The sequence below is a fragment of the Bacillus sp. B25(2016b) genome (genome assembly GCF_001679765.1).
GTDB classification, from domain to species: domain Bacteria; phylum Bacillota; class Bacilli; order Bacillales; family Bacillaceae_G; genus Bacillus_A; species Bacillus_A thuringiensis_K.
Genome location: NZ_CP016285.1, coordinates 915,192 through 940,156, shown reverse-complemented (window position 1 = coordinate 940,156; position 24,965 = coordinate 915,192). Strand labels below are relative to the sequence as shown.

Below are 24,965 nucleotides of genomic sequence, written 5' to 3'. Positions count from 1 at the left end.
GATTTTACGGGATAAATTTACCAGTATTTTTACCACAACATTCATGTTAAAATCCCTTGTGAGTACGACATAACTCGACCTTATGAAGCTCCGCAGCTTTTATCGCGGAGCTTTTTTTATTTAAAATAACTTTTTTGTTCATTTTTTTGATACATTTACGAAACATTCATATGTTACGTTATATAAGTCCTTTTTTAAATCATATTCATTCTAGCAAAAAGTCCTAGTCCCCCTAGGACTTTTTGCATTCAAATAATGAGTTGTCTTTTTTCTCAATAACCGAAACTATTTAAGGTGGTAAAATAATAATTGGACTGGCATCCAATACCATATTACAATGGAGCAAATCTCAAGAAGGCACCTTAGGGTGTCTTTTTTATAGAGAATCAGTTTAAAAACTAAAAATAAAGGAACCTCAATAAATGAGGTTCAAAAAATCTACTATTTTAAATTACCTTCGTAAAAAGCAACTCCATTTTGAACATGTTTTAAATACCACGTAATCGTCCCGCCACAAACATTTTCATTAAAACTATTAGCATATACTCCATTTGAGTAATAAAGAGTTCTTTTGAATTTCCCATTAGAGTACTCATAAGGAATTGAGCATGTTGCTTGCTTCGGAGAGCTCACAGCTTTTTGTGTATCAGCTGAAGCTGCACCAATTCCTCCTGTTAATGCAATACCTGTTGCTAACGCTCCTACTACTAATTTCTTGAACATAATAAATCCCCCTTTAATAGTTTTTATTGATTACAACTTAAATGTATCACTTTTGTAATTTATGTAAATATCTTGAATATATAGAAATATTTATTTAATCATTGGTAATATTAGGATTTTATTTTATCAAATGGAATATAGAGGGATTATTAGATGAGCATGTGAAAATACAGATAGGTTTATATTAAATGAACGTGGTCCAAGTCGGCGAAAGGCACCTTTTGGTTTCTTTTTTTACATAAAAAAATCTCACCATCTTATAGAAACGATAAGCCCTTTAAAACAATAATTGCAACTATATTAATTTTACATTACATTAAGGTTAGAGAATGTTCTTATATTAATAAAGTGCTAAATAGTAGGTGGCAAAATGGAATTTAACGATTTGGGTATTACCATTAAAGAACTTAGAATTAAAAAAAATATATCACAATCCGAATTATGTCATGGAATATGTTCACAAAGTCAAATTAGTAAGATTGAAAAAGGTATGATTTATCCATCTAGTATATTGTTATATCAATTATCAGAAAGACTTGGTATTGATCCAAATAACATATTTGCACTAACTCAAAACAAAAGATTAAAATATGTAATAAAAGATTGCTTAAAACAAAAACAATATAAAGAACTTTATGAAATAGTAAAAAAAGAGAAAAACTTAAATAATTTTCAAACAAAAGATGAGAAACAATTTCTAATATGGCATGAAGCAATTGCTATATTTGTGGTGGATAAATCAATAAAAACTGCTTTAGATTTTTTAAATAATGCATTAAAACTGACTTTAACTAATTCTGATTTTTTATCAGAAAGAGAAATAGATATTATGCAAACAATGGCTATATTTTATGCGGAAAATAAAGAATATGAAAAAAGTATTAATATATTCAAAAAATGTTTAACTAATTTTAATAAGCTAGATTTTCCTAGAGATAAAGAAATTAAATTAAAACTCATGTTAAATTTAGCAAAATGTTTCGACTTCACATATCAACATGAAGAGGCAATAAAGTACATTGATAAAGGTATCAAATTAGCAATTAATCTAAATACTTTATACCTACTAGGTGAACTATTCTATTTAAAAGGTCAGTGCAGTGTTTATTAAAAATTAAACAACATAATGTAGAAGAGGTTATTTATAACTGGAAAAAAGCATTATTTATATTTGAACTAACAGAAAAAGAATATTATACAAAAGTGATACCAGATGAACTTATTGAAATACAAAATAAAAAACACTCATAATTTCGTAAAAACTACTTACAAAACCCACAGAAAAAATCCCTATAGCTTTTAAACTTAGATCGATAATATTAAAATAATTTAAGCCGGCGGAAGGCACCTTTTGGTGTCTTTTCTTTATTTTTACAAGGACCTGCTCAATTAATTCTTAAAAACATAATAGGGAATATTGTTTTATTTATCTCATTTTCATTCATGCTATATATAAAATTCGCTAATAAATCCACCTCAAACATACTTATATGCATAGGAGTATGTTTGAGGTGGAACTCCTTCAAATACTAATTCCTTTTATAAGCCGTTTTTTTGATGTAGATGACATTATTCTCAATACAATAGAATGAATTATGGGAACATATTTAGCAATATATATCAAAAAACAATATTAAGACCCTCCCTCCACCTTAAGGTAGAAGGTATCTTCTAATTTCTATTTCAAACTACTCGCAATCTCGGTAAAGATAACCCAAAGCGCATACGCACTTGCATCTAGATATCCTTAACTTCTTTCACCAACTACCGCTCCTCTGCCGAACGATCTTTCACCGATAGATTGTATGCCGTGAAGTGCTATTTGTAACATTTCAATTCAGATATACGACAGTAAAGAATACATCATCACGGTGTCAGCAAGCAAAAGTGTATTCTGCATTTCTGAAAACAGTAGATGGCAGATTATGACCTACTGAATCTGCTAAGAAAGAATATACAAGAACATCCTTAACATCCTCTCTATTTCCACTAATGATGACATCAAGGAAATCTTCTACTTGGAATTCTGGAGTAAACAACACAATCTTAGTTGTTCTGTTTGGTTCTAAAGAAACAAAAGTACGAGAGATTTCAACTAATTCATTTTGAGTTGGGAAAAAAGTGTTTCGGCTTCTCTTAACAGTTACCGTTACATTACTAGTATGGCAACGTGAATCATTGTTTAACATAATGTTGAGAGCAGTTGGAATAATCCCATTTCTAGAAACTGGAACTCGAAACACTCCCGTAGATTTATAAGCCATATAATCACATTCTTTCAAAATAAAATATATTTACAATATATTAGATGCAAAAAACGTTCATTTTGATATGGACAAATTATATGATTAATATATTTATAATAACCCTCGGTATTACTAAGCCAAAGTTTTAAAAGATTAACAAATAATTACCTCTGCAAATTTAGAAACCCTTTGCATTTTTATAATCAGATAAACTAAATCGTTACCGCATTAACAAAGGGACTCCAATTATGGAGTCCCTTTGTTAATTAGCAATTAAAAATGATCAGCATGTGAGTATTGTATAATTTCTTCCTTTTTTAGAGCATGTTGTGTATCACCTGTATTGTTACTAAATGATAATGTTATCACTAATCCTAACGCCGCTAATATAAGCTTCTTCATTATTTTAACGCCCCTTTTCTTAGTAATTTTTGTTTCGCTTCGTAACATACATTGAAATAATCACTAACTTTTTCATGCTTATTCAATTTGCGGAAGCGAACCGCTAATACTTCTGCATATTCTTCTACGAAATCCCATAAATCCTGCTTTTCGAAGTAAGAAATACTTTTTTCCACTTCTTCTTCTAAGAGTTCAATTGCTTCATCTTCATTAAGAGAACGTAAAATATTGAAATGATATACATACTCTTCATTTCCTAATTCTATACAAACTGCTAATCCTTTTTCAATAAGTTCTTTTGCAATATTTATTTCTCTTAGCTTATAGTGTTCACGTGCTTGTAAGAACAATGCTTTAAAATGGGCAGGATTCTTCTCTGTCACTTCTGATAAATGACGAATCGCTAATGTAGATAAGTTTTGAGTTGCGTATAATAATCCTAAATTATGCCTTACTACTAAAATCAATTTTTCCACATTATGTTTTTGCAAAAGATCAATGGAACGATTCAAATGTTCTTCCGCTTTTTCAAATTGCTTTAAGAATATACAAGCTGTCCCTAGTGTGTTTTCACAAGAAGCGACTTTCACCTCGTATCCAGCATGTCTTTCAAAGATTTCTTTCGCTTTATTTGCGTATTCAATAGATATTAGCATACTAGACATATGATGATTTAACACCGCATATTTTTGATAAAACTCTGCATGCTCTAATTCGTCAGAAATATGTTCTAATAGGCTCTCAGCTTCTTCATATTGTCTTCGGGCTTCATTATAGTTACTAAACATTAAAGCATGTTCTGCTTTAAAAGAATGATAGTAATAAGTTGTGAGTGTATCTGTCGATTCATCGAATGTATCAATTGCTTCAAAACTATCTTTTCGAATACTTACTCGATCAGTTAGCATTCTATATTTTAGGTCTAGTAAAGAATAATATAATAATAAATTTTGATTTTGATTTTCTTTTTCTTCTGCATGTTTAATCTGTTCAATTTTTTCATCTATTTCTTTAATTCAGTTGCTTTTATAATTTGCTGCGACAACATCATTTGATAAAAATCATTAAGTTGTTGCATAACTGCTTCATGCATTAAAATATTTGTGCTCATATCACTACGTCCTCCTCAACCACTTCTTTTTACCTAAATATTACCATAATTCCGCAAATTATATAACAATTCACCCCGCAATTATAAATTGATAAAAAATAACAGAATATTCTAAATTAAAAAGGGGACTGGCTGACACATGGTTACTGTATAAAAAATAAAAAACTTATGATATTTGATCTTATTTATGGTTCTGTTACAAAGTTTTCTAAGTTAATATAAACTCTAGAAAAAATGAATACAGATCACCAAAAATGAGTTATCTTTAATCCGAACAATAATTATAATCGTTATAAAAATTCTCATTATTGTTAATAATAAAATATTTTGATATTCCATTTTTCCTAAAAGTGTACTATACTGTAAATTGCTGAGGGGGCATTTTTAGTATTTTATGGTAACCATTCAATTTGTTAGGTCATTATTAGTATTATGGTAACGAAAACCTTATATTTCCCCTTGAAGATAAAGCATTAGCAGCAATCACATCGAAATATCATAATAATAATTATGTTCTTAACATATATCAAGGAGTTTTAATTCAGAAAATTCTAATCGTTAACTGATATAAAGTGCTAAATAAAATATTTAGACAATTGAAGTCCAACAATGATTAGAAGATATATATATTAGAAAAGGAATTTTGGGAGATCTTATCCTATATAACTAATACATATAGCGTTGTATCTTTAAATCAATAAATTTTTCGATAAGCTAGTTAATAGATTATTGAATTTAATCTTTTGATAGAGTTAAAAAAATCAACTTTATATTCTAATTTAGAAATTACTAGGTGGTGTCGGTAGTGTTTGAGTATCTTTTAGTTAAAGCCTTATTTACTATTTTCTTAATTAGCCTAATCGTGTTAATCAGTGTAATATGGACTAAAATAGAAAAAATTATGGACGAGACTGTATTTAAAAACGTTTCTGAAAAAACCAGATATGTAGGAACTATGATAATTGTTATGGTGGGAGAATTTGTTCTCATAGTCATTACTTCATTAAATTGGAAAGCTTCAATTATTGACACACTCTTTTTTGGTAGTATTATTTTGTTCTGCTGTATATGGCTAATACCTTATTTTGTTAATCAACAACAAAACGTCGCTAAAGTTATGGATAAGCATTTTAGTGGAGGGGTAGATTTAGGTGAAATTCAAGTTCATCGTGCGAAACTTTCTGCATTTAATTTAGGAAGTATTGTATTTTCTATAGTGGGAATCATTATACCTATTTGTTATTATTTTAAATACTTTTTATAACGCTTTATTGGTACTGTTGCAAATTTTTTTAAGATATAGTAATAGGTGAGATTACAGATATTTATGTAGAAACAACTTAGATGTATAAGACAATCCATTTGAGCGAAAACAGTAAAATACCCTACAAGTAAAAAATGATACTCATTTCCAAAATCTTAAACTTGGCTGCCGCTATTTCTTCCTGAGCTGATACATTAGTACGTTTAGCATCGTGAATCTCCCTGACCATCTTCATAAGATTATCATCCCTTAGCTCTAACTTCTTTTCTATCTTTTTTTCCCCGTTCCTTCATATCTTCCATTATTAATTTATTCCTTTTGAAGTACTTTTTATCAATTGAGAAGTTTTCCAAAACACAATTAAACAACCTAAACTCCCTATTTATAGGAACTCACGTTTCTTCTTTTAAAACTATTATCTTAGTATTTATAAACATACATATCTTTACAGAGAAAACATCTAACGAAATTATATATTAATCAATTATAGAAAAGTCCCTCCACCTTAAGGCAGAGGGACTTTCCAATTCCTATTTCAAACTACCCGCAATCTCCGTAAAGATAACCCCAAGCGCATGTGCACCTGCATCAGGGTATCCTAAACTTCTTTCGCCAACTGTACCAGCGCGGCCCATGCGAGCTACGATTTCTTTCGTGTACTCTGCTCCTTTAACCGCTGCTTCTGCACCTTTTTCAAAGGCAGTTTTTACGTCTACTTCGTTTGAGGCGCTATCTAACCAAGAATCTACACATGGAGCAAGCGCGTCAACAAGTGTTTTGTCACCAACTACTGCTCCTCTGCCGAATGATCTTTCACCGATCGATTGGATGCCTTGCAATGCTGCTTGCAGCATTGCAGCGAATTCTTTCACTGTTAACTCACGCTTCTCGCCTGCTGCTTTACTAGCTGCGCGGAATGCTCCGCCCCAAATTGGACCAGAAGCGCCGCCGCAATGTTCCATAATAATCATAGAACAACCGTCAAGGAATAATCCGATCGTTACGTTCTCTTGATCTACAATCGAATGCCACTCACGTTTTAATTGCTTAAATCCTTTTGCTACACTCATTCCGAAGTCGCCGTCACCAGCATGCGTATCTAGCTCACAGAACGGTACTTCATTTTTAATAATAATATCGCTCATTTTATCAACGAGATAAATCATGTTGTTTAATGTAATGACATTATTTTTAATAACAGCGTGTTCTTCCGCAGTTTCTAGTTCAAAGGAAACTTCCTTCTCTTCGGTCTCTTCCAGTACATTTACATACTCTACACTTTCAACTGGACCGTCTACTTTAAACGCGGGTGTATTACATTCTTTTGATAGTAATGTTTTTAGCTCTTCATCTAACTTCATTACCGTTAAAGACATACCAGCCATATCAATACTCGTCATATAGTTACCGACAAATACTCTATTAATTTTAATGTTTCTTGCAGCTAGTTCTCTCGTAACTGCGTTGTTAAATAAGTAGAGCTCTTGCAGTGGTGTTCCGCCAAAACCGTTAACTAGAAGTGCAATTTCTTCGCCTTCTTTTACTCCTAAATCTTTTACAAGATCGTTTGTCATACGGTTCGCTAGTTCATCTGCTGACAACATTTTTTCACGTTTAATTCCTGGTTCGCCGTGAATACCTACGCCGTATTCCATTTCATCTTCCGCAAGTGTGAAAGTAGGTGATCCACTCGCTGGAACGGTACAAGAAGTTAATGCTAAACCGATTGTGCGCACGTTAGCAGCTGCTTTTTCCGCTACAGCTTTCACCGCTCCTAAATCCATCCCTGCTTCCGCTGCTGCGCCGGCAATTTTATGAACTAAAATAACTCCTGCAACGCCGCGGCGTCCTACTGTATACAGACTATCTTCTACCGCAATATCATCGTCCACTTTTACGTAGTCGACTTCAATTCCATCTTCCGTCGCTAAATGAGCTCCGTTTTTGAAATTCATAATATCGCCGCTGTAATTTTTAATAATTAATAACGTTCCTTTTTTACTAGCTGTTTCTTTAATTGCTTGGTATACCTGAATTTGTGAAGGAGAAGCAAAAACATCTCCGCACACCGCCGCATCTAACATTCCTTTTCCGACTAATCCTGCATGTGCCGGCTCATGGCCACTACCGCCGCCACTAATTAACGTTACTTTGTTTTCGTTCATTTCTTTCTTCTTAATAACTTTATATTTTTTCAAAAGTTCAAGCTCTGGGTGAGCCATAACCATTCCGTTACACATTTCCATTACTAATGTTTCTGGTTTGTTTATAATCTTTTTCATTGTGATTATCCCTCAATTCCTTTAATATATTGTGATATATTTGAAATCTTCTTCTTACTATCCATGTTAAAATGAAAGCGTTTTATAGTAAACGGACAAAATGGACAATCTGTCTAAAGACACCGTTCTCATTTATGGGTAGGATTTTCATATTACTAACATTCTAGGGATGATTGAGATGACCTCTTCTATAATTTCTAAAAAGATAATCGCGAACTCATTGAAGTATTTAATGGAAACAGAGTCGTTTCATAAAATATCAGTGAGCGATATTATGTTACACTGTCAAATGCGTAGGCAAACTTTTTATTATCATTTTAAAGATAAATTTGAACTATTAAGCTGGATTTATAGAGAAGAAACGAAAGAGAACATTATCGATTTTCTTGACTATGAAACGTGGGAAAACATTTTTGATTTATTATTTGATTACTTTTATGAAAATCAAAAGTTTTACCGAAATGCTTTTAAAGTTATTGAACAAAACTCGTTTAATCACTATTTATTTGAGCATACGAAAAACTTATATATGAAGATTATTGATGAATTATCTGTGAGCTGTGGATTCAGCCTTTCTGATGAGACAAAAAATACGATTGCCTCCTTTTATAGTCACGGCTTCGCCGGAACGATAAAAGATTGGATTGAAAGCAAATGCGAAGTAGATCCTTCCATTATGTCTTCTCTCATGAAAAATATGATAAACAATCAATTACTACTATTACTGGAGCAATCAGCAAAGTAATTAAAGGGTGGCAAAAGCAATGAAAAAGATTATGAATGATGTACAAAATATCGTTCAAGATATGCTGCATGGCTTTTATTTTGAACATAATGACAAAGTAAATTACGACGAAACACATAACATCATTTATGTAAAAGATATCCAAAAAATGAAGCAAGACGTCGCTATTATAAGCGGCGGTGGTAGCGGACATGAGCCTGCTGATATTGGCTATGTAGGAAAAGGAATGCTTACAGCGGCCGTAAACGGCAGCATTTTCACTCCGCCTACAGTAGAACAAATTATAATGGCAACTCGCCTTATGCCGAAAGATAAAAGTATTTTATTCATCATTAAAAACTTTAAAGATGACGTTGAAAACTTTCTAGCGGCAAAGCAAATTGCTAAAGAAGAAGGAAGAAAAATTGACCACATCATCGTAAATGACGACGTTTCAATTGAAGATGATGTTTCCTTTAATAAAAGAAGACGCGGCGTCGCTGGTACTGTTTTCATTCAAAAAATACTTGGTGCAGCCGCTCTTGAAGGACATTCTTTAGAAGAACTGACTGCACTCGGCCGTTCTATCACTGAAAACTTACACACATTAGGAGTCGCCCTTTCACCTGCCAACGATCCAGTGAAAGGACAAGCTTCATTCACATTAAACGAAGATGAAGTCTTTTACGGCGTCGGTATTCACGGTGAAAAAGGTTACCGCAAAGAATCGCTGTCCTCTTCTGAAATATTAGCGATTGAACTGATGAACAAACTAAAAAGCATTTATCGTTGGAGAAAAGGCGACAACTTCGCCATCCTTATTAACGGACTCGGTGCGACACCATTAATGGAACAATACATTTTCGCAAACGACATTCGCCGTTTGTGTGAACTTGAAGGATTGCAAGTTACATTCGTAAAGGTTGGTACGCTGTTGACTTCTTTAGATATGAAGGGTGTTTCGCTTAGTTTGCTTAAAGTAGAGGACTTGGATTGGGTGAAGTGGTTGAAGGCGGATGTTAGAGTGGGTAATTGGTAAGTAAAAATTATGATGATAAAAGCCTTTAACTATAACGTGTTAAAGGCTTTTTGCAAATTGAAATATCGTACAGGCGTTAACAAGAAATTCTTAATCACCTCACTGAATAATTACAGGTCTTCCAAATAAAGCTGGATAATAAATTAACATCGCACCTACAAATGAACACACTAAACAAAAAACAGCCTCGTATTTTATGACTAGAGAAGAATTCGTATCAAACTTTTTTTCATCTCTTTTACATATCATTTTAAATAAAACGCTATATAATAAATACCCAATAATCGCCCCGAGGGTGTTCGTAAATAAATCATCAATATCTGTAATTCTATTATTTAGTAATTGATTTAACTCAATTGCCAATGAAAAAAAGAATCCCGCGCATACGGTGTTTTTCATTTTTTTAAACTGCGGCCAAATAGTCGGCAATAAAAAACCTAATGGCATAAACAGTACGATGTTCAAAAGATACGTAGTACTACCCGCCGTATCAAATAGAGTCAAATTGATTTGATTTACACGAATCCACGTTTCATATCTACTTATATCCCATACAGTCGCAATCTGCGTCACCTTATACACTAGCGAAAGATAGAATAGAAAAATATATACCCATAGAAAATGCCGAATAGATATGTTTCTTTTCGCTTTAAAATAAAATCCAATTTGAAACATAATACAAAACATAATAGTAAAAAAATAAGTATATAAATAACTCATCAAAACTCCTGTATGCATGTGGAATCCCCTAACTTTACATTTTCATCTATTATTTTAGAACATAGTTCAAGAACTGGTACTTTGTTCATATATTTAATCTTCTACTTTGTCTTCGAATATAGGGAATATATTAAAAATATAAAATCCCCACTTCTTCATTTTCAGTCTCCTCCTTGATGTAACTTGTTTATAGGATAGGAAAAACTTTTAAAATAAAAAGTGGGGTAAATATAAAATTTTTCTTAAATCTTATGTTGGGTTTAATTATTGCTCTTCTTAATAATCCGCTATTCATTGTTAGGCAACAGTATGCTTAAACTTAGTTTTCACTCTATTCCTTCGCATCCCTCATACTGTAATACCCAAAATTAATAATAATCAAGAAATACCCACCCATAATTCCAGCTGCAAATGTCCACATGAATTCATGATGTTCAATTTCATACATAATAATCGCGCCAAGTATTGCCGCTGCGAACCGATTTATCATTCCGAGCATCGGTGCTTTTTCTTTTTTTACAATGCTATCTCCAAACTTTTCAATACGCCTTCCTAAAATCCAGGCGCAGTACATACTCACCAAAAGGCCAATGCTTATCCCGACAAACTGGGCTGAAAAAGGTGTCACGAGCCATCCCAATAACATTACGCCTAGCAAACAATACATTTGTATGTTGAATGATCTTAATGCCATACGAATCATTTTATTCTCCTTTATCTTTCTCATTGTAGTTCCGTATCATCAATCCAATCTTCCAAGCTTCAAGCTTTCAGCTATATCTTTTTTTAAATGAGGGAATTTGATTTTGCTCACCATTAAATAAGCGAGTACGCATGTACCAAACACCACGGAAACTGGATTCTTTAAAAAACATAAAATAAGGAGACACATTGCCGCGAATGGAATCGGCATTCCGATAAATGTCGGGAGTTTGCTTTGCTGTGTGTTAAATCTCGCAAGCCGAAGCATTCCGCAAATACTATAAGCGAGCGCGCATATCATCCCGATAGACTGCAAATCTTTTAACGAGGCATTATATGCAAGAATAGATGGTGCCACACCAAAAGTAACTAAATCCGCAAATGAGTCCAACTCTCCACCAATTTCTGAAACACAATCAAGTTTCCGAGCGACCATGCCATCAAACAAATCAAGGACCATACCTGTAATAATGAACATAACTGCACCGTACATATCGTCAACGAAAACAGCATGAATAGCCAAAAGCCCACACACAAAATTTGCTATCGTAATCATATTTGGTATGTAACTCATCACATGCTTCCCCTCCTTTCTACTAATTGCTTCATCTAAGTTCTTACTCATTACAATCAAGATCCTTCTGCTTTTCTTCCAATATCACTTTATTTATTTTCGTTAACGTCTCTGTCATTTGCTCTAGGGCATTTATATCGATTTTAGAAAAGTATTTCTCAATTAATACATCATCTAACTCAGACAACCGCTCTATATACTTACTACCGTTTGGACCAAGTGTAAGAAAATACTCCCTTTTATTATTAGGGTTTACTTGTTTTGAAATCATCTTCTGTTTCTCCAATTTCGATAAAACTTGGCTAACGGCACTTTTGGATACATTAAAGGTAGTCGCAATGTGATTTGCTGTCGTGTTTTCATTTAAATTAATATGAAATAGCATGCTCTCTTGCTGTCCTGTAAGACCGAACTCATCTTTTAACTCCTGAAATAGTAAAATGTAGAATTCATTATAAGCTCGGTTCATTTCATTAATTACTTCTTTATAAGTTCTAGTCATAGCGTTATTCCTCCATGCTTTTATTTCGTTTCGCTTAATAGTTAAGTTTACTTAACTTAACTATAGTATACCGTTATCTTCGTGTAAAGGGAAATATAACTCTACACTTTACTCACAATGATACAAAAAAGAAGACACTCTTCTAAAACAAGTTTAGTCGCTTCTGTCTCACTGCTTTCCTCATCCAAATACTTGGTAAGTCATTCTGAATAATCAAAAAGAAAATCAATAAAATTCCATATAGACCCATTACTGGTTAAAATGTTATAATAGAATTACCCTACATAGTTACTCATAGCCAGACTGAGGAACTAGCGTCTTATTAAGTAATGCGCATAACTAAAATAAAAAAGACACTTTACGGTGTCTTTTTTATTTATATTCATTGCAATTATCTCTTTTATAAACAGACTCTATCAAACAGTAAAGGAAACTAACAGATGGAACATCCTGTTGCAAGAGAACTACGTTTCATACGTGTATACCTCATCATTTTGATTATTGTCATCGCGTTTTGGGATCGTGAGAAAACTGTGGAAATTACTGATCACGGTAGCGATCCTATCTTAAATACCAGCAATATGACCCAAGTTGGTGAGTATACATTTGCATACAAAGACGAATCTAATCAAATTAAAATATTTAAGTTTAATCCAGATACGAATGAAATAAAACTAATAAAAGAGTTTTATGCTAACGAATATGAACTACATACAATAAATAATTCAAATCGATAAAAGGCACTTTAGGGTGTCTTTTCTTTATGGAGTAGGATTATGAAAAGACAGATTTACAATTCTAAGCGACTCGTTGGTACTACCCCATCATCATCAAGCTAATATTTTCATATCCCCCTAAATTAAAATTTTCTTTCTCTACAGATAGTTATTCTGAGAAGGTGCTCATTTTTTCGTTTTGGGGGCATTTCTTTTTCTTAAGTTGATGGGCATATATGGTGACCCCTATTAGACGATAATAAATTAACAATTTCGGGGTTCAGTTCAACTTTATTCAAAATAAGATTTTTTTTGCAGTAAAATCAATGTTAGTGGAAATTTTTTTAAAATTAACATAAATACTTGCAATATTTAAATTAGTACTATATAGTTCTAGTTATGACAAAGGTAAAATTAATTAATCAAAAACGTGTGATTGAAGTAGCTGCAACATTATTTTTAGAAAAAGGGTTTGCTTATACAAGTATGGATGAATTAGTACGTGTAAGCAAAGTTTCAAAGTCTAATGTGTATTATCACTTTTCTAATAAGGAACAATTATTAGAAGAAGTCGTTGATTATTGGATTGAAATGTATCAATCTGCAATTGATGACGTACTTTCTCAGAACCAATTTTTAGTTGAAGATCGTATCCAACTGTTTTTAAAGCAATTATCACAAGGAGTTCAGTCGAGAGAGTATAAGGGGAGCTGTCCATTTATTACTCTTTATATTCAAAGTCCTACACAGGCCACGCAAATAAAAGAAAAAATAGGTCTTTTTTTTACAGGATTACAAGAGAAAGTTTCTCTATTACTTAAACAAGGGGTAGAGAATGGAGAATTCAGAAATACGATTCATATTGATGAGGTTGCATCACTTTTTATTACAAATCTTGAGGGAGCGTTATTTATTTCAGAAACATTGAAAGATGCAACTGTAATCACGAAAACAGCAGATCATTTTTTTAAATTGCTTCGATAAAAGAAGCTTTTTTTTTACATCAAATTAGTACTAATTAGTACTACAAAGGGGATTTTATATGAGAACAGTATTTTTAACTGGTGGAACAGGCTTTGTTGGAAAGCAATTAGTGAAAGAATTAGCCAAAGAGGATGTTAAAATTCTTCTTTTAGTAAGGTCGAAAAGTAAAGCAATACGCCTTTTTCAAGAAAGAGGCAGCTTAAAAAAGAAAGTTATGCACTTTATTGAAGGTGATTTGACGAAAATAGATTTAGGTCTAAGTGCTGAAGATAAGGAGAGGGTATTGAAAACGGATGTGATTATTCACGCAGGAGGCCCCATGGATATTCAAGCGACAAGTAAAGAGGCAGCTTCCGTATTTTTAAATGGCGCCAAACATATTAGTGAATTAGCTAAAAGTATTCATCAATTGAAGGGCTTGCAACAATTTATTCATGTTGTAGGTTATATGAGTCCCTTTGATGATAAAAATAGCAAGATTGCAATTGATGTGTTTACAGAAGGAAACAATTATTTAAAAATAAAAAATCCATATGAGAGAACAAAATTTTTAGCAGATCTCTATATCCGTCAGCAGGCATCCGCAGTAGGTTATCCGCTTTCTGTAATTAATCCGCCAACTGTAGTCGGTAGTAGTAAAACAGGGAGTACAGAGCAGATAGCAGGATTAGGTTTGCTTGTGATGAGTATGCGAAGAGGGCTCATGCCAATGATTCCTGGAGGTAAGGGATATAGGTTACCACTTATTTCAAACGATGAGCTTGCGAAGTTTATTATGCAGGTTTTCAGATTGGAGCAACCGACTATTCAAACATATACACTTGTTGAAGACAAACAGTACGATCAGAACATTGCTGAATTATTAAATATTATGTCGGAAAGTATGAATATGAGGGCACCAAAAATCTCTGTTCCAATGCCACTTATGAAAGCAATTATGAATAGTGGAGTAAGTAAAATAACAAAAATTCCTTCTGATGGATTGAATTTTATTACAAAACAAAATTTCCCAAATGTTTCAGCGAAAAAAATTATGGGAGGAGATTGGTTTAAGAAGACGAGTGTAATAAAATTTTTGCCTGCCGTAGTAGCTGATCTGGATTATCGAATGATGTATCAAAATGGCCAGCATAATCATTTATTTAAACGAACATTATGCGATAACACTACCCTTTACCAATTACAAGGAGAGGGTAAACCGTTTATTTTATTACATGGTTTATTGAGTGATGGAGAAGATTTATTTCCTTTAGCACAAGAGCTTCATGAAAAAACTGGTCAACCTATATGGATCTTGGATCTTCCAGGTTTGGGACGTTCTCCTTTTAAACGAGAGAAAAATCTTCTAGATATCTATTTGAATGTAGTGAAAAAGTTATTGGAGAAAGCTACGAATGGTGCACATCTAATTGGCCATTCATTCGGTGCGTTTATTCTTCTGGAAGCATTGGTACAAGAGTACATAGATAAGAAGTATGCAATCACTTTACTTCAGCCACCTGTTGCTAAAAAAAATGCTAAATCACTAAATGTTCCTCAATTTATGAACAAATGGACATTAAAATTAGCAACTACTAATTTGATAGAGCGTTATTTATTAAGTAATGGTTTGTTTGAAAGTATGGAGAGCATCCCTGAACATTATATTGAAAAGATAAGTAACAGTTTTACTTCTCCTAGAATTTTAAATACTACGGTTCAGCTTAACAGTTTACTACTGAAAAACGATCAAGGTGATTTCAATGAAGTAACAAAGTATAATCTTCACATTATTTGGGGGGATTATGACAGAGCCTATTCTGCTCCATCGCATCTTGGTAATGTTGATTTTGTTCCATATGGCCATCATTTTCCTCTTAGCCATCCGAGTGAAACGGCAACATTAGTAATAAAAAATAGTAATACTAGCAGATGAGAGTGTGGGATAAATAAAAAGTGTGTAGTAAAATCGTTGTGTCTTTGAAATAAAATCGTACTGTTTTGGGTCCCACCCTATGCCCATCAACTTCAAGATTTTATAACACCCCAAAACGAAAAAATGAGATTTTTATTGCAAGTAAGCACAATTTTTCGTTCTGAGGGGTAAAATAATATTCGGATGGGAGTCCAATACATATTATTAAAATTAAGATGGTTCAAGTCGGAGGAAGGCGCATTAAGGTGTCTTTTCTCTTTAAATTAAAAAGTTTGAGACATGGAGTCTTTAGTCATAATTACGACTAAAGGCTTTTTTCTATAAAAAAATTAAAACATAGTAAAAACGACATACTTACTTAAATTGTTTTTCGCTTTATAAACTAAATCCAAAAAGTTGGATAGCTTCTTTTACTACTCATATTATTAATGAATAAAGCAATAACTACAATAACAACGGAGCCAATTAAAACTGGTGTTACTAAATAACTCCAACTATTTGCCCCTAAAATAACGATAATCGGATCGGCCCCTGCCGGAGGGTGCGTCGTTCTCGTTAACATCATAACGGCTATTGCCATCCCCACTGCTAAAGCAATTGTCCAATATTCATTCCCAAACAAATGATATATTGATAGACCAATGAAAGTTGAAATCAAATGTCCTCCAATAATATTACGCGGCTGAGATAATGGCGCATTCCAAACTCCAAACGCTAATACACAACTCGCCCCAAATGGAGCCATTAATAATTCTGTAGAGGTTATGCTCGTTAAATATGTTAAGGTAATAATTGTTAAAAATCCCCCTAGTAGTCCTGTTAAAGAGTCCTTTATATTTACTTGTAATGGACTTCTTCCTTTCCCTTTCATTTTTGTAAAATATCGTACACTTATTGGTTGAGGATCTTCCTGCTTAGTTGCTGTTATATTATCCATCATTCTCCTCCTTTATTTACCAACAATTATAACTCGACATAACTAACCTGTAAATATTAATTTTATAGGTTAGTTAAAGAAGAAAAAAAAAGAATCAACTGTTATAAGTTGATTCTCTAGACTTCTTCAAATTTTCGATCCTGAAATTTTGCTACCTTTTTCCGGTTCCCACATATTTTCATAGAACACCATTTTCGTTTCCCACTCTTATCTATAAATAATAAAACACAGTCAGGATTTGAACACCTTTTAAGGGAAATCAGCTTATTTGATGCTATTAACGTTAAAGCATCAAATGCAATTAACGATGCGAGTACATCCTCGATTTCTCCAACCGGGATAGATACTAGCTGCTGTTCAATGATTTTATATGTAAATGGTGCTTTCTCAATTTGTGTTTCTAAATACGTAACAAAATCATTGGAAATTTCGTGCTGATCAGCAATTACCTCAAACTGTTTTCTCAGTACCTCTCTTACTTCCAATATAATAGATGTCACTTGATTCGTGCGCTCTTGAATCCTTATAAATGTTTTTTCATTCCAAAAAGGAAGACTAACCTTTATTACATGTAGCCATTCTAATACATCTTCATTTGTTATTAATAAATCATAACGTTGTCCACGCCTAACTAGCTCTGTATTTACTAAATCTAATGAGAGATTTCCAGATATAAGCGGGAATTGTTTTTTGTCCTGCATGTACTCATCACCTTCTCTTTAAATAATCATATTCCAAATTAATACAGAAGTGCAACTTTTTTATAAACTACAAAGTATGAAGATCCAAGCCTTTAGCCATAATTACGACTAAAGGCTTTTTGTAGATAAGTAAATGAAAAGGAGCTAATTTTATGGAACATAATAAAAATGGAGTGCTTGCTTTAATCGTTTTGTTTGTAGGACTAGCATTTTTTGTTATCGGTATGGTTTATCATTTATGGGGAACGGTTTAAAAATAAATAATAATTCATTTAAGAAAAAGTACTCGTATGAGTACTTTTTTAATGTCATATAAAAACATTCTAAACTTACTTACATGCATACAATCATCAATTATAGTTATATAATTGGGAAGGTTGTAAATTATCAATCTATATCTATATTGATTAGGAAAGGAGCTAAAAATGTTAGAAATCATTTTTGTTGCTGTATTACTTTTATCTAGTATCATTCCCATCTTTATCAAACGGGGTTTGACGAAAAAAAATGGAGTCCTTTTACTAATAAATTATGCATTATTATTTGCCACCATCATTGTAATTGGTGCAAACTGGCGTATGATTCCCGCCTATTTCTTATTGTTCGTTTTAACATTACAAGTTTTTTTGAAACCAAAAACTACAGCCGTTTCTAAAAAGTTAGTGATGAAAGTTTTAAAAGGTTTAGGAATTATCGTAACTGCTATCGCAATGTTTACATTACCTTTACTTTTTCCGATCATAACACTCCCAGAGCCTACTGGAAAATATACAGTAGGAACGAAAGCTTTTCATTTAATTGATACAAATCGAAAAGAAACCACTGTACCAAATAATCATGGAAATCGTGAGTTAATGATACAAGTATACTATCCTGCCGCAAAAGGATCAGGGAAGCCTTCTGCCTATTTTGAGAACATAAACGAGCTGGCTGAACAATTGGCAGTAACAAACGGTGCTCCATATATCGTAACGACACATTTAGGGCTGACAAAAACACATTCTTATCAGAATGCTAAGCCACTTCAAGATAAAGAAAAATTCCCCCTCCTTTTATTCGGCCATGGGATGGGATTATATGGTCAACAAAATACATTCCAGTTAGAGGAATTAGCTAGTCAAGGCTATGTAGTAATCGCTCTTAATTTTACAGGATATGCAGCAACAACGATTTTCCCTAATGGAAACCGTGTAGACTCTATACCAATTGAATATACACCTACCGCCTTAAATACCATAGTTCAAAAATGGGAACAGGATACTACTTTTGTTTTAAATGAAGTAATAGAAGGCAATTTCGATAAAAGTTTTAAAACTATTGCAGACTTAATTGACTATGACAAAATTGGAATGTTCGGTCACTCTTTTGGTGGAGCAACTGCCGCACAAATGTTAGTGAAGGATACGCGTATTAAAGCTGCAATTAATATGGATGGTGGATTGTATGGCGATCCAATGCCTAAAGACGGTCCTCAAAAACCATTCATGTTGATGAATGCTGAAGCTACGATTCATTTTATGAAAGAGGCTGAGAATCCAAAGACAACCGGAATCCCAAATGAATTATTGGAAATAGTCTATTTAAGAAATAAAACCATTGAAAAACCGGGCGTGTACACAGTGGTAATTCCAAAAACAAACCATACTAGTTTTACAGATTTAGCAGCATTTTCACCTATTATTAATGAACCTGGCGAAGATGTAGCCACAAACTACAAACTGATTAATAAACTAGTAACTAGCTTTTTCGATCAAACTTTAAAAGGCAAAAGCGAAAATCATTTAGAAGAAATTCAGAAACAACACCCTGAACTTCCTCTCATTAAACACAAATAACTATTTTCCTAGTTATGTAACCCCTCCTTATGCTTGAGGGGTTTCTACTTTAACACAATTATAAAAAGGCCCCATTACTGGGGCTCTTAAAAAATAATAAGAATAAATGAATTAAAACAAATAACAGACAACTAAAATATATATGCTTAACATTATATAATCTATATATTTATGTAAAATTACATATATATATAGATTATTATACGCTATACTAAAATAGGAGTCGACAATCGTTATTTTCTTCTTATTTTTAAAGCAATATGGATATACCTTCTTAACTCATTTGGATTGGATAAGAAAAGAAGACAGCTTAATTGATGTCTTCTTTTTTTATAATTTTATGAATTTTTTTGAGCAGCTGCTCTCCAATCACGAAAAGATGTTGGGCGTCCAGAAAAAGCTCTTTGCTTTGTAACAGATGGTTTTTCTTCAGGAGTCATTGTTTTTTCTTTAAGAGTCGCTGGTTTTTCTTTAAGCGTCACTGATTTTTCTTCAAGAATAGTCACAGCTGTTTGCATTTTCTCTAACTGTTCTTTCAACAATTGTTGTTCAATCTTTAAATCCGTAAGTAAACGTAAAATCATCTCAGAATTAGCCATAAGATCCTCCTTCCCCCAATACACAGAATAAAATACAATATGTAGCAGACGAAATACCGGTGACAAAAATAAGGTCGTCAACTCTTTTTAACTTCCAAAATCCTTTTATTTTTTAAGGACCTGCTCCATTCATCCTTAAAAACATAAAGTAAATTAAATCCATTAATAAATGGTCTTTATGGAAGGAGGAGTTAATATGGGCTATGGCGGTAGTTGTGGTGGAGGCTGTGGTTTCGGCGGCGGATTTGCCTTACTTGTTGTGCTCTTCATCTTATTAATCATCGTTGGCGCTAGCTGTTGGGGCGGCGGATTCGGCTGCTAAGGAGAGGCACTCTTGAGAGTGTCTTTTTTTAATATGTGGCTCGTATACATATTGCTCAAAATTTCCGTTCTAGAAGTATTATAATATTAGCTTAACATGTCAGTTTCCCCTAATTAATAGGTGGTTCTAGCCTATAGAATTCTTTTAAGTATAAAATGAAACTATATTTCTCAATGAATAAAACAATTTAACATGGTAAAATAATATTTGGATGGGAGTCCAATATATTATTAAAATTAAGATGGTTCAAGTCGAAGGAAGGCACCTTAGGGTGTCTTTTCTTTTTTATAAATAATTATAAATTAAAATTACAAAGGATGCTTACTACTTACAAGGAACATTTTCTTCCGTACAACTATTTATTTGAAACTAATTACTATTATAAATATAAAGAAATTATGGATAAAGTAGTGAGGTAAATAAAACAAAATATAGATTTAATTCATGTTTCTCAACGAGGTACTACCAGCATTTTCAAAAAAATACGCTAAGCAAAAAAATAATCAGCTGTCCATATGGACAGCTGATTTACATCATTACATTTCTATTATTTATCTTACCACTTGTACAGATACTGGTTTCCACCCCTGATTTTCTACCCAATCAATATTAACCTTATATTTTTTATTATTTTGCTTATCTCGTACATTACCGTAGGCTTTATTATTACCATTATTCCCAATAAAATCGAAAATCAATTGGCTCTCTGGAACATCAACAGCATAAGAAATTGCTTTTTTCATCTCACTCCAATCTACTGTTCCTTCTTTAAATTTCATTTCAGGTTTTGCTCCTTGCTCGGTACCAATTGGCTTCCAAGAAGGATTAGTTTGAGAACCCTTTTCTTGAGATGTCGTTTTTTCTTCCTCATTATTTTCAGTTCCGTTCGTTTTTACCGATTTTTCTGTTTTTGATTTCTCTTCTAGCTGTGCTGCCTCTTTATCTTCAGTTTTCTTTTCTTCTATCTTTGCTGTTTCTTTATCTTCAGTTTTCTTCTCTTCTATCTTTGCTGTTTCTTTATCTTCAGCTTTCTTCTCTTCTATCTTTGCTGTTTCTTTATCTTCAGCTTTCTTCTCTTCTATCTTTGCTGTTTCTTTATCTTCAGTTTTCTTCTCTTCTATCTTTGTTACTTTCTTTTCTTGAGCAATTGCTTTCTTTGATGTATTAGAAGCGGTAAATAACTGGTATGTCACTATACCAACTGTCACTAATACCAAAGTAAATGCAATATTAAAAATTGCCTTTTGACGACGATTCTGTTGTTTTTCTTGAAATCTGCTTACTTGTCCCATTCTTCAAACCTCCGTGTTTACTTTCTCCTCTACTCTTTATGTATTATCCCTAAAATTCTTAATATTTTTATTAAACAATAGAAATAAACTACACTTTCCATACAGGATTTCATATCATAATAAAATTTGTGTTTTTTCAAGTATCTGACATATGTTATTCAAAATAGTTTAATACATTAAAAATTGATAAGCTTCTGCACTTAAGAAACCTTCAATTTTATTCAAAGGTGATTCCAATTATGTCCATATTAGATCTCCTGTAGAAAGCTTTTTAACAATTAAACCTCTTCTTCCCTTATTTATAATTTTTAAATTAAATTTCCCTCTATAGTATAATAAAGATGTTTCGTTTTCTAATGGGGTATGTCGTAAAATCAAAAGGGATTTTATCTCTTTTACCTTCTTTTCAGAGTAAATTTCACCACTAGGAAATTCTATTATTCCTAATGTAATCTTTAATTCGCTCTCATCGAAAGGCCACTCCTTATTAAGTTCCCTTATCTTTTGTATAAAGCTTCTTTTGGTTTGTCCTATATATAGCAATGTTACACTCTTAGCACATACTCTAGAGATTGCAAATATCCCCTTCTTAGAAGCTTCTTCCCTATTATAAAAATCATTTATACTATACATTCCATACCATTTAATATGTACTGTTTCTATGAATCTCACCTCATTTTTAGACAATATTATAATTTCTGAATGTTCAAATTATAATGGGCGCATAGTCCTGATTACTTGAATTATAAATTGTGCTTTTCAATAATACATTTTATTATTACTAATTTCAATAATACAAAAAAAAATACAATATTATAGTTTAATTACAAAACTTTATAAAAAAACAAAGTGATGTCGTACCAAATATTATATTTTTTCAATATCAGACTACCACGAACAAAAGTTAGAGAGTTATGGAATAAAATATAATTTGTATGTACATACATTTCTTTAAAAAGAAGTTTTGTAGTTTGCAACTGAATTAAAAAAACATAGATTTTTATGACTCTTTTTGGGATATAGCAAAGTGGGATCTTTTATATGCACGTTACTATACCGAACTTTCGGTATAGTATTTTTTTGCAGCTCCTTGATTTTTCACCAAATACGTATAAAAATTAATAGTATGAAAATAAACTGCTGGCTAAAAGTTTACTTTCGATAAAATAAAAAAGGACCTACTCCATTCATTCTTAAAAACATAAAGTAAAGTGAACCCGTTAAAATACATGAATGGCCCTTAGTTTTAATCCTCTTACCTAAAGGAGGAACTATTATGGGCTATGGTGGTAGTTGCGGAGAAGGCTGTGGTTTTGCTGGAGGATTTGCTTTGCTTGTTGTACTCTTTATACTATTAATCATTATCGGATGCAGTTGCTTCTGCTAAAAAACTATTAGAAAGGCCACTCTTATATGGGTGTCTTTTCTTTATGAAAAGTATCTAACTATCAACCTTTTCCTTATGACTTCTAACATCAACAAAGGGTGATACAAATTATTACATATGTTTGTACCACCCTTTATTGATGTGTTTAAACTTCACAAGTGTTGAAGTTTTAGACTTCTCCCTTAGTGCACCCATATTATTAGAACATCCTGTAATCTGTAGACAAAATGTAGCTAATAAAAACAATATTAATAATTTCTTCAATAAATCCTCCTACATACATAAAACACCATATATTACAAAACAAACATAACATCAACTCTTTATAAAAACAATAAAATCCTCGGTCCTTAAGCTATCTCTTAACATAGGAGTACCGCTACAAATCCATTTTTAAAATATCCTCTACTTAAGGAATTTGTAAGTATCAAGTAAGAAAAACGAGAACTTTGCTTCGTATAATCAAAATATAAAGTGAAGGAAGAAAGATTATTTCTGAAGTTTATATGCATGTGGAAAAGGAGAAATCTACGTTTGTTTAGAGTAATAATATAAATGTGTCCAAGTTTTGGAGATTAATTGTAAATATTTTGAGGTTTTTGTACCAGAATTCTAATTACCGTACTTGTTTTTTACCAGCACATATTGGAGGTTAAAACATGAATAAAAAAAAGAAAATACAAAAATCAGTACTTACTAAAATGTACCCTATAGAATAGACTTTTTTCAAGTGTCTATTCTATAGGGTACATTTTAAAGACTACTCTTGTTTCTTTTCCTTCTCTTCTTTTTCAATTTCAGATACCGACTTTTCAGGGTCTTTTATAAGTTTTCCAAGTTCTCCAGAACGTGTGAAATCATCTTCGAAATTTTCTGTAGTACTAATATAAGCTATAAAATCCAATTCTTCATTATTATTTATATAACCTTTTAATCTGGGAACACCCATTGGACTTACACTGTGTTCTTTAAATGTAATCGATTTTACATCTTGAATATTGTAATGAATATACTTTTCTACTCGTGCCTCTTGTGCCTTCCAAAACTTTTCTTCTTTTTCTTTTTGTTTTAAGTATTCCATAGTAAAATACCCTCCTACTATGAGTATCACAGCAGATACAATCAAAATCATTACTTTCTTCATTGGAAATTCTCCTTATAAAAAACATTTACCAATACATTTTTCTTAGAATAGGATACAAAAAAAGAGTAGTTCAAAGACTACTCTTTTCTTTTTTCTTTCTCTTCTTTTTCAATTTCCGATACCGATTTTGCTGGTTTTTTAATCATTTTATCTAATTCCCCAGAACAACCAAACTTATCCTCAAATTTATCTGTAGTACTTATACTTGCATCAAACCATAATTCCTTATCATTATTTATATATCCTTCTACAGAAGGAACACCCATTGGACTTACACTGTGTTCTTTAAATGTAATCGATTTTACATCTTGAATATTGTAATGAATATACTTTTCTACTCGTGCCTCTTGTGCCTTCCAAAACTTTTCTTCTTTTTCTTTTTGTTTTAAGTATTCCATAGTAAAATATCCTCCTGCTATGAGCACCAGAGCAGATACAACCCAAATGATTACTTTCTTCATTAGAAAATCTCCTTATAAAAAACCTACCAATGGATTCTTCTTAAAATGAGACAGAGAAGAAAAGAGTAGTACAAATGGTATTATCCCCTATAGGTAGACAGTAAAAAAAGAGTCCATCTGATATGATGGACTCAATACTGTTTTATCTGGAGGGGATTTTTTTATGGCAAGAAAAGGACAATCATTTCAAAAATATACAGAAGAACTAAAGCGAGAAGCAGTTCGTCTTCGATTAGAAGAGAGAAAATCATTGCGAGAAATTCGTGAACAACTCGGTGTGAAGAGCGATGCCCAGATTATTGAGTGGGTAAAACGTGCGCAACAAGGGGAGTCCTTTGATGATCAACGTGGTGTCTGGAATCGAAAGAATTTTAATAGTCTAG

The 24,965-nt window shown here is 32.4% G+C and carries 26 protein-coding genes and 4 pseudogenes; 11 read left to right on the top strand and 19 right to left on the bottom strand.

Annotated elements, in window-relative coordinates; all coding sequences use genetic code 11:
• Positions 1-441 precede the first annotated feature (441 nt).
• Positions 442-723 (bottom strand): LCI fold-containing protein, encoded by a 282-nt coding sequence (locus BAQ53_RS04855; RefSeq protein ID WP_000473814.1) that lies wholly within the window; start codon positions 721-723, stop codon positions 442-444.
• Positions 724-1,093: 370 nt separating this feature from the next.
• On the opposite strand from BAQ53_RS04855, the pseudogene BAQ53_RS04850 reads away from it, so the two are divergent.
• Positions 1,094-1,974, top strand: a pseudogene (locus tag BAQ53_RS04850) (helix-turn-helix domain-containing protein).
• 499 nt (positions 1,975-2,473) lie between these two features.
• Here the strand turns inward: BAQ53_RS04850 and BAQ53_RS26565 are convergent.
• The 4 genes and pseudogenes from BAQ53_RS26565 to BAQ53_RS04840 all read right to left on the bottom strand — a co-directional run.
• Positions 2,474-2,557: pseudogene (locus tag BAQ53_RS26565) on the bottom strand (dihydroxyacetone kinase, ATP-dependent); the annotation flags it as partial.
• Positions 2,558-2,597: 40 nt separating this feature from the next.
• Positions 2,598-2,987: a hypothetical protein gene (locus BAQ53_RS04845; protein ID WP_089149412.1), complete on the bottom strand. Its 390-nt coding sequence runs from the start codon at positions 2,985-2,987 to the stop codon at positions 2,598-2,600.
• Between the two features lie 255 nt (positions 2,988-3,242).
• Positions 3,243-3,371 (bottom strand): hypothetical protein, encoded by a 129-nt coding sequence (locus BAQ53_RS26360; protein ID WP_000733501.1) that lies wholly within the window; start codon positions 3,369-3,371, stop codon positions 3,243-3,245.
• Positions 3,371-4,482, bottom strand: a pseudogene (locus tag BAQ53_RS04840) (tetratricopeptide repeat protein). The gene BAQ53_RS26360 and the pseudogene BAQ53_RS04840 overlap by 1 nt, the downstream one beginning before the upstream one ends.
• Positions 4,483-5,287: 805 nt before the next feature.
• Here BAQ53_RS04840 and BAQ53_RS04835 point away from each other — a divergent pair.
• Positions 5,288-5,746: a hypothetical protein gene (locus BAQ53_RS04835; RefSeq protein ID WP_000464476.1), complete on the top strand. Its 459-nt coding sequence runs from the start codon at positions 5,288-5,290 to the stop codon at positions 5,744-5,746.
• A gap of 121 nt (positions 5,747-5,867) precedes the next feature.
• On the opposite strand, the pseudogene BAQ53_RS04830 reads toward BAQ53_RS04835, so the two are convergent.
• Together BAQ53_RS04830 and dhaK are read right to left on the bottom strand one after the other, a co-directional pair.
• Positions 5,868-6,066: pseudogene (locus tag BAQ53_RS04830) on the bottom strand (DUF3967 domain-containing protein); the annotation flags it as partial.
• Between the two features lie 210 nt (positions 6,067-6,276).
• On the bottom strand, positions 6,277-8,028 hold the full coding sequence (dhaK, locus tag BAQ53_RS04825) for a dihydroxyacetone kinase subunit DhaK (protein ID WP_208906551.1): 1,752 nt from the start codon (positions 8,026-8,028) through the stop codon (positions 6,277-6,279).
• A 178-nt stretch (positions 8,029-8,206) separates the two neighbouring features.
• Between dhaK and dhaS the strand changes: the two genes are divergently transcribed.
• Positions 8,207-8,773, top strand: coding sequence for a dihydroxyacetone kinase transcriptional activator DhaS (gene dhaS, locus BAQ53_RS04820; RefSeq protein WP_208906550.1), 567 nt, complete (start codon positions 8,207-8,209; stop codon positions 8,771-8,773).
• A gap of 19 nt (positions 8,774-8,792) precedes the next feature.
• Positions 8,793-9,791 (top strand): DhaKLM operon coactivator DhaQ, encoded by a 999-nt coding sequence (gene dhaQ / locus BAQ53_RS04815; protein ID WP_061883852.1) that lies wholly within the window; start codon positions 8,793-8,795, stop codon positions 9,789-9,791.
• 99 nt (positions 9,792-9,890) lie between these two features.
• Here the strand turns inward: dhaQ and BAQ53_RS04810 are convergent, their stop codons facing one another.
• The 4 genes from BAQ53_RS04810 to BAQ53_RS04795 form a co-directional block, all read right to left on the bottom strand.
• Positions 9,891-10,529: a VanZ family protein gene (locus BAQ53_RS04810; RefSeq protein WP_000556870.1), complete on the bottom strand. Its 639-nt coding sequence runs from the start codon at positions 10,527-10,529 to the stop codon at positions 9,891-9,893.
• Positions 10,530-10,842: 313 nt separating this feature from the next.
• On the bottom strand, positions 10,843-11,214 hold the full coding sequence (locus BAQ53_RS04805) for an ATP synthase subunit I (RefSeq protein ID WP_208906549.1): 372 nt from the start codon (positions 11,212-11,214) through the stop codon (positions 10,843-10,845).
• A 39-nt stretch (positions 11,215-11,253) separates the two neighbouring features.
• Complete coding sequence (gene pssA / locus BAQ53_RS04800) at positions 11,254-11,838, bottom strand: CDP-diacylglycerol--serine O-phosphatidyltransferase (RefSeq protein ID WP_208906548.1); 585 nt, start codon at positions 11,836-11,838, stop codon at positions 11,254-11,256.
• Positions 11,831-12,289 carry a MarR family winged helix-turn-helix transcriptional regulator gene (locus tag BAQ53_RS04795; protein ID WP_000198943.1) on the bottom strand — a complete coding sequence of 153 codons (459 nt, stop codon included), beginning with the start codon at positions 12,287-12,289 and terminating at the stop codon, positions 11,831-11,833. Before BAQ53_RS04795 ends, pssA begins: the two co-directional genes overlap by 8 nt.
• Positions 12,290-12,729: 440 nt before the next feature.
• On the opposite strand from BAQ53_RS04795, the gene BAQ53_RS04790 reads away from it, so the two are divergent.
• The 3 genes from BAQ53_RS04790 to BAQ53_RS04780 all read left to right on the top strand — a co-directional run bounded on the left by BAQ53_RS04790 (position 12,730) and on the right by BAQ53_RS04780 (position 15,904).
• Positions 12,730-13,026, top strand: a complete 297-nt coding sequence (locus BAQ53_RS04790) for a YmzC family protein (RefSeq protein ID WP_000400974.1) — start codon at positions 12,730-12,732, stop codon at positions 13,024-13,026.
• A gap of 378 nt (positions 13,027-13,404) precedes the next feature.
• A complete protein-coding gene (locus tag BAQ53_RS04785; protein ID WP_208906547.1) occupies positions 13,405-13,989 on the top strand; it encodes a TetR/AcrR family transcriptional regulator in 585 nt (194 codons plus the stop codon).
• Positions 13,990-14,047: 58 nt separating this feature from the next.
• Positions 14,048-15,904, top strand: coding sequence for an alpha/beta fold hydrolase (locus tag BAQ53_RS04780; RefSeq protein ID WP_208906546.1), 1,857 nt, complete (start codon positions 14,048-14,050; stop codon positions 15,902-15,904).
• 382 nt (positions 15,905-16,286) lie between these two features.
• On the opposite strand, the gene BAQ53_RS04775 is transcribed toward BAQ53_RS04780, so the two are convergent.
• Positions 16,287-16,841, bottom strand: coding sequence for an HPP family protein (locus BAQ53_RS04775; RefSeq protein ID WP_000368838.1), 555 nt, complete (start codon positions 16,839-16,841; stop codon positions 16,287-16,289).
• Positions 16,842-16,957: 116 nt separating this feature from the next.
• Positions 16,958-17,542, bottom strand: a complete 585-nt coding sequence (locus BAQ53_RS04770) for a CGNR zinc finger domain-containing protein (RefSeq protein WP_196478701.1) — start codon at positions 17,540-17,542, stop codon at positions 16,958-16,960.
• 425 nt (positions 17,543-17,967) lie between these two features.
• On the opposite strand from BAQ53_RS04770, the gene BAQ53_RS04765 reads away from it, so the two are divergent.
• Positions 17,968-19,377 carry an alpha/beta hydrolase family protein gene (locus tag BAQ53_RS04765; protein ID WP_208906545.1) on the top strand — a complete coding sequence of 470 codons (1,410 nt, stop codon included), beginning with the start codon at positions 17,968-17,970 and terminating at the stop codon, positions 19,375-19,377.
• A gap of 338 nt (positions 19,378-19,715) precedes the next feature.
• Here BAQ53_RS04765 and BAQ53_RS04760 read toward each other — a convergent pair whose 3' ends face one another.
• Positions 19,716-19,976, bottom strand: coding sequence for a hypothetical protein (locus BAQ53_RS04760; protein WP_000013691.1), 261 nt, complete (start codon positions 19,974-19,976; stop codon positions 19,716-19,718).
• Positions 19,977-20,172: 196 nt separating this feature from the next.
• Between BAQ53_RS04760 and BAQ53_RS04755 the strand changes: the two genes are divergently transcribed.
• Positions 20,173-20,298, top strand: coding sequence for a YjcZ family sporulation protein (locus tag BAQ53_RS04755; RefSeq protein ID WP_000540377.1), 126 nt, complete (start codon positions 20,173-20,175; stop codon positions 20,296-20,298).
• 551 nt (positions 20,299-20,849) lie between these two features.
• Here BAQ53_RS04755 and BAQ53_RS04750 read toward each other — a convergent pair.
• Positions 20,850-21,590, bottom strand: a complete 741-nt coding sequence (locus BAQ53_RS04750) for a YrrS family protein (protein WP_208906544.1) — start codon at positions 21,588-21,590, stop codon at positions 20,850-20,852.
• 237 nt (positions 21,591-21,827) lie between these two features.
• Complete coding sequence (locus BAQ53_RS04745; RefSeq protein ID WP_002100802.1) at positions 21,828-22,262, bottom strand: hypothetical protein; 435 nt, start codon at positions 22,260-22,262, stop codon at positions 21,828-21,830.
• A gap of 604 nt (positions 22,263-22,866) precedes the next feature.
• On the opposite strand from BAQ53_RS04745, the gene BAQ53_RS04740 reads away from it, so the two are divergent.
• On the top strand, positions 22,867-22,977 hold the full coding sequence (locus BAQ53_RS04740) for a YjcZ family sporulation protein (protein ID WP_000540371.1): 111 nt from the start codon (positions 22,867-22,869) through the stop codon (positions 22,975-22,977).
• 111 nt (positions 22,978-23,088) lie between these two features.
• Here BAQ53_RS04740 and BAQ53_RS04735 read toward each other — a convergent pair whose 3' ends face one another.
• From BAQ53_RS04735 to BAQ53_RS04725, 3 genes are all read right to left on the bottom strand, one after another.
• The gene (locus tag BAQ53_RS04735) at positions 23,089-23,241 is read right to left on the bottom strand and encodes a hypothetical protein (RefSeq protein WP_208906543.1); all 153 of its coding nucleotides are present in this window, start codon (positions 23,239-23,241) and stop codon (positions 23,089-23,091) included.
• A gap of 496 nt (positions 23,242-23,737) precedes the next feature.
• Entirely contained in the window at positions 23,738-24,121 is a 384-nt protein-coding gene (locus BAQ53_RS04730; protein ID WP_089149417.1) for a DUF1433 domain-containing protein, read from the bottom strand.
• Between the two features lie 77 nt (positions 24,122-24,198).
• Complete coding sequence (locus BAQ53_RS04725; protein WP_208906542.1) at positions 24,199-24,582, bottom strand: DUF1433 domain-containing protein; 384 nt, start codon at positions 24,580-24,582, stop codon at positions 24,199-24,201.
• Positions 24,583-24,745: 163 nt separating this feature from the next.
• Here BAQ53_RS04725 and BAQ53_RS04720 point away from each other — a divergent pair.
• On the top strand, positions 24,746-24,965 hold a 220-nt coding region (locus BAQ53_RS04720), incomplete at its 3' end, for a transposase (protein ID WP_133257857.1).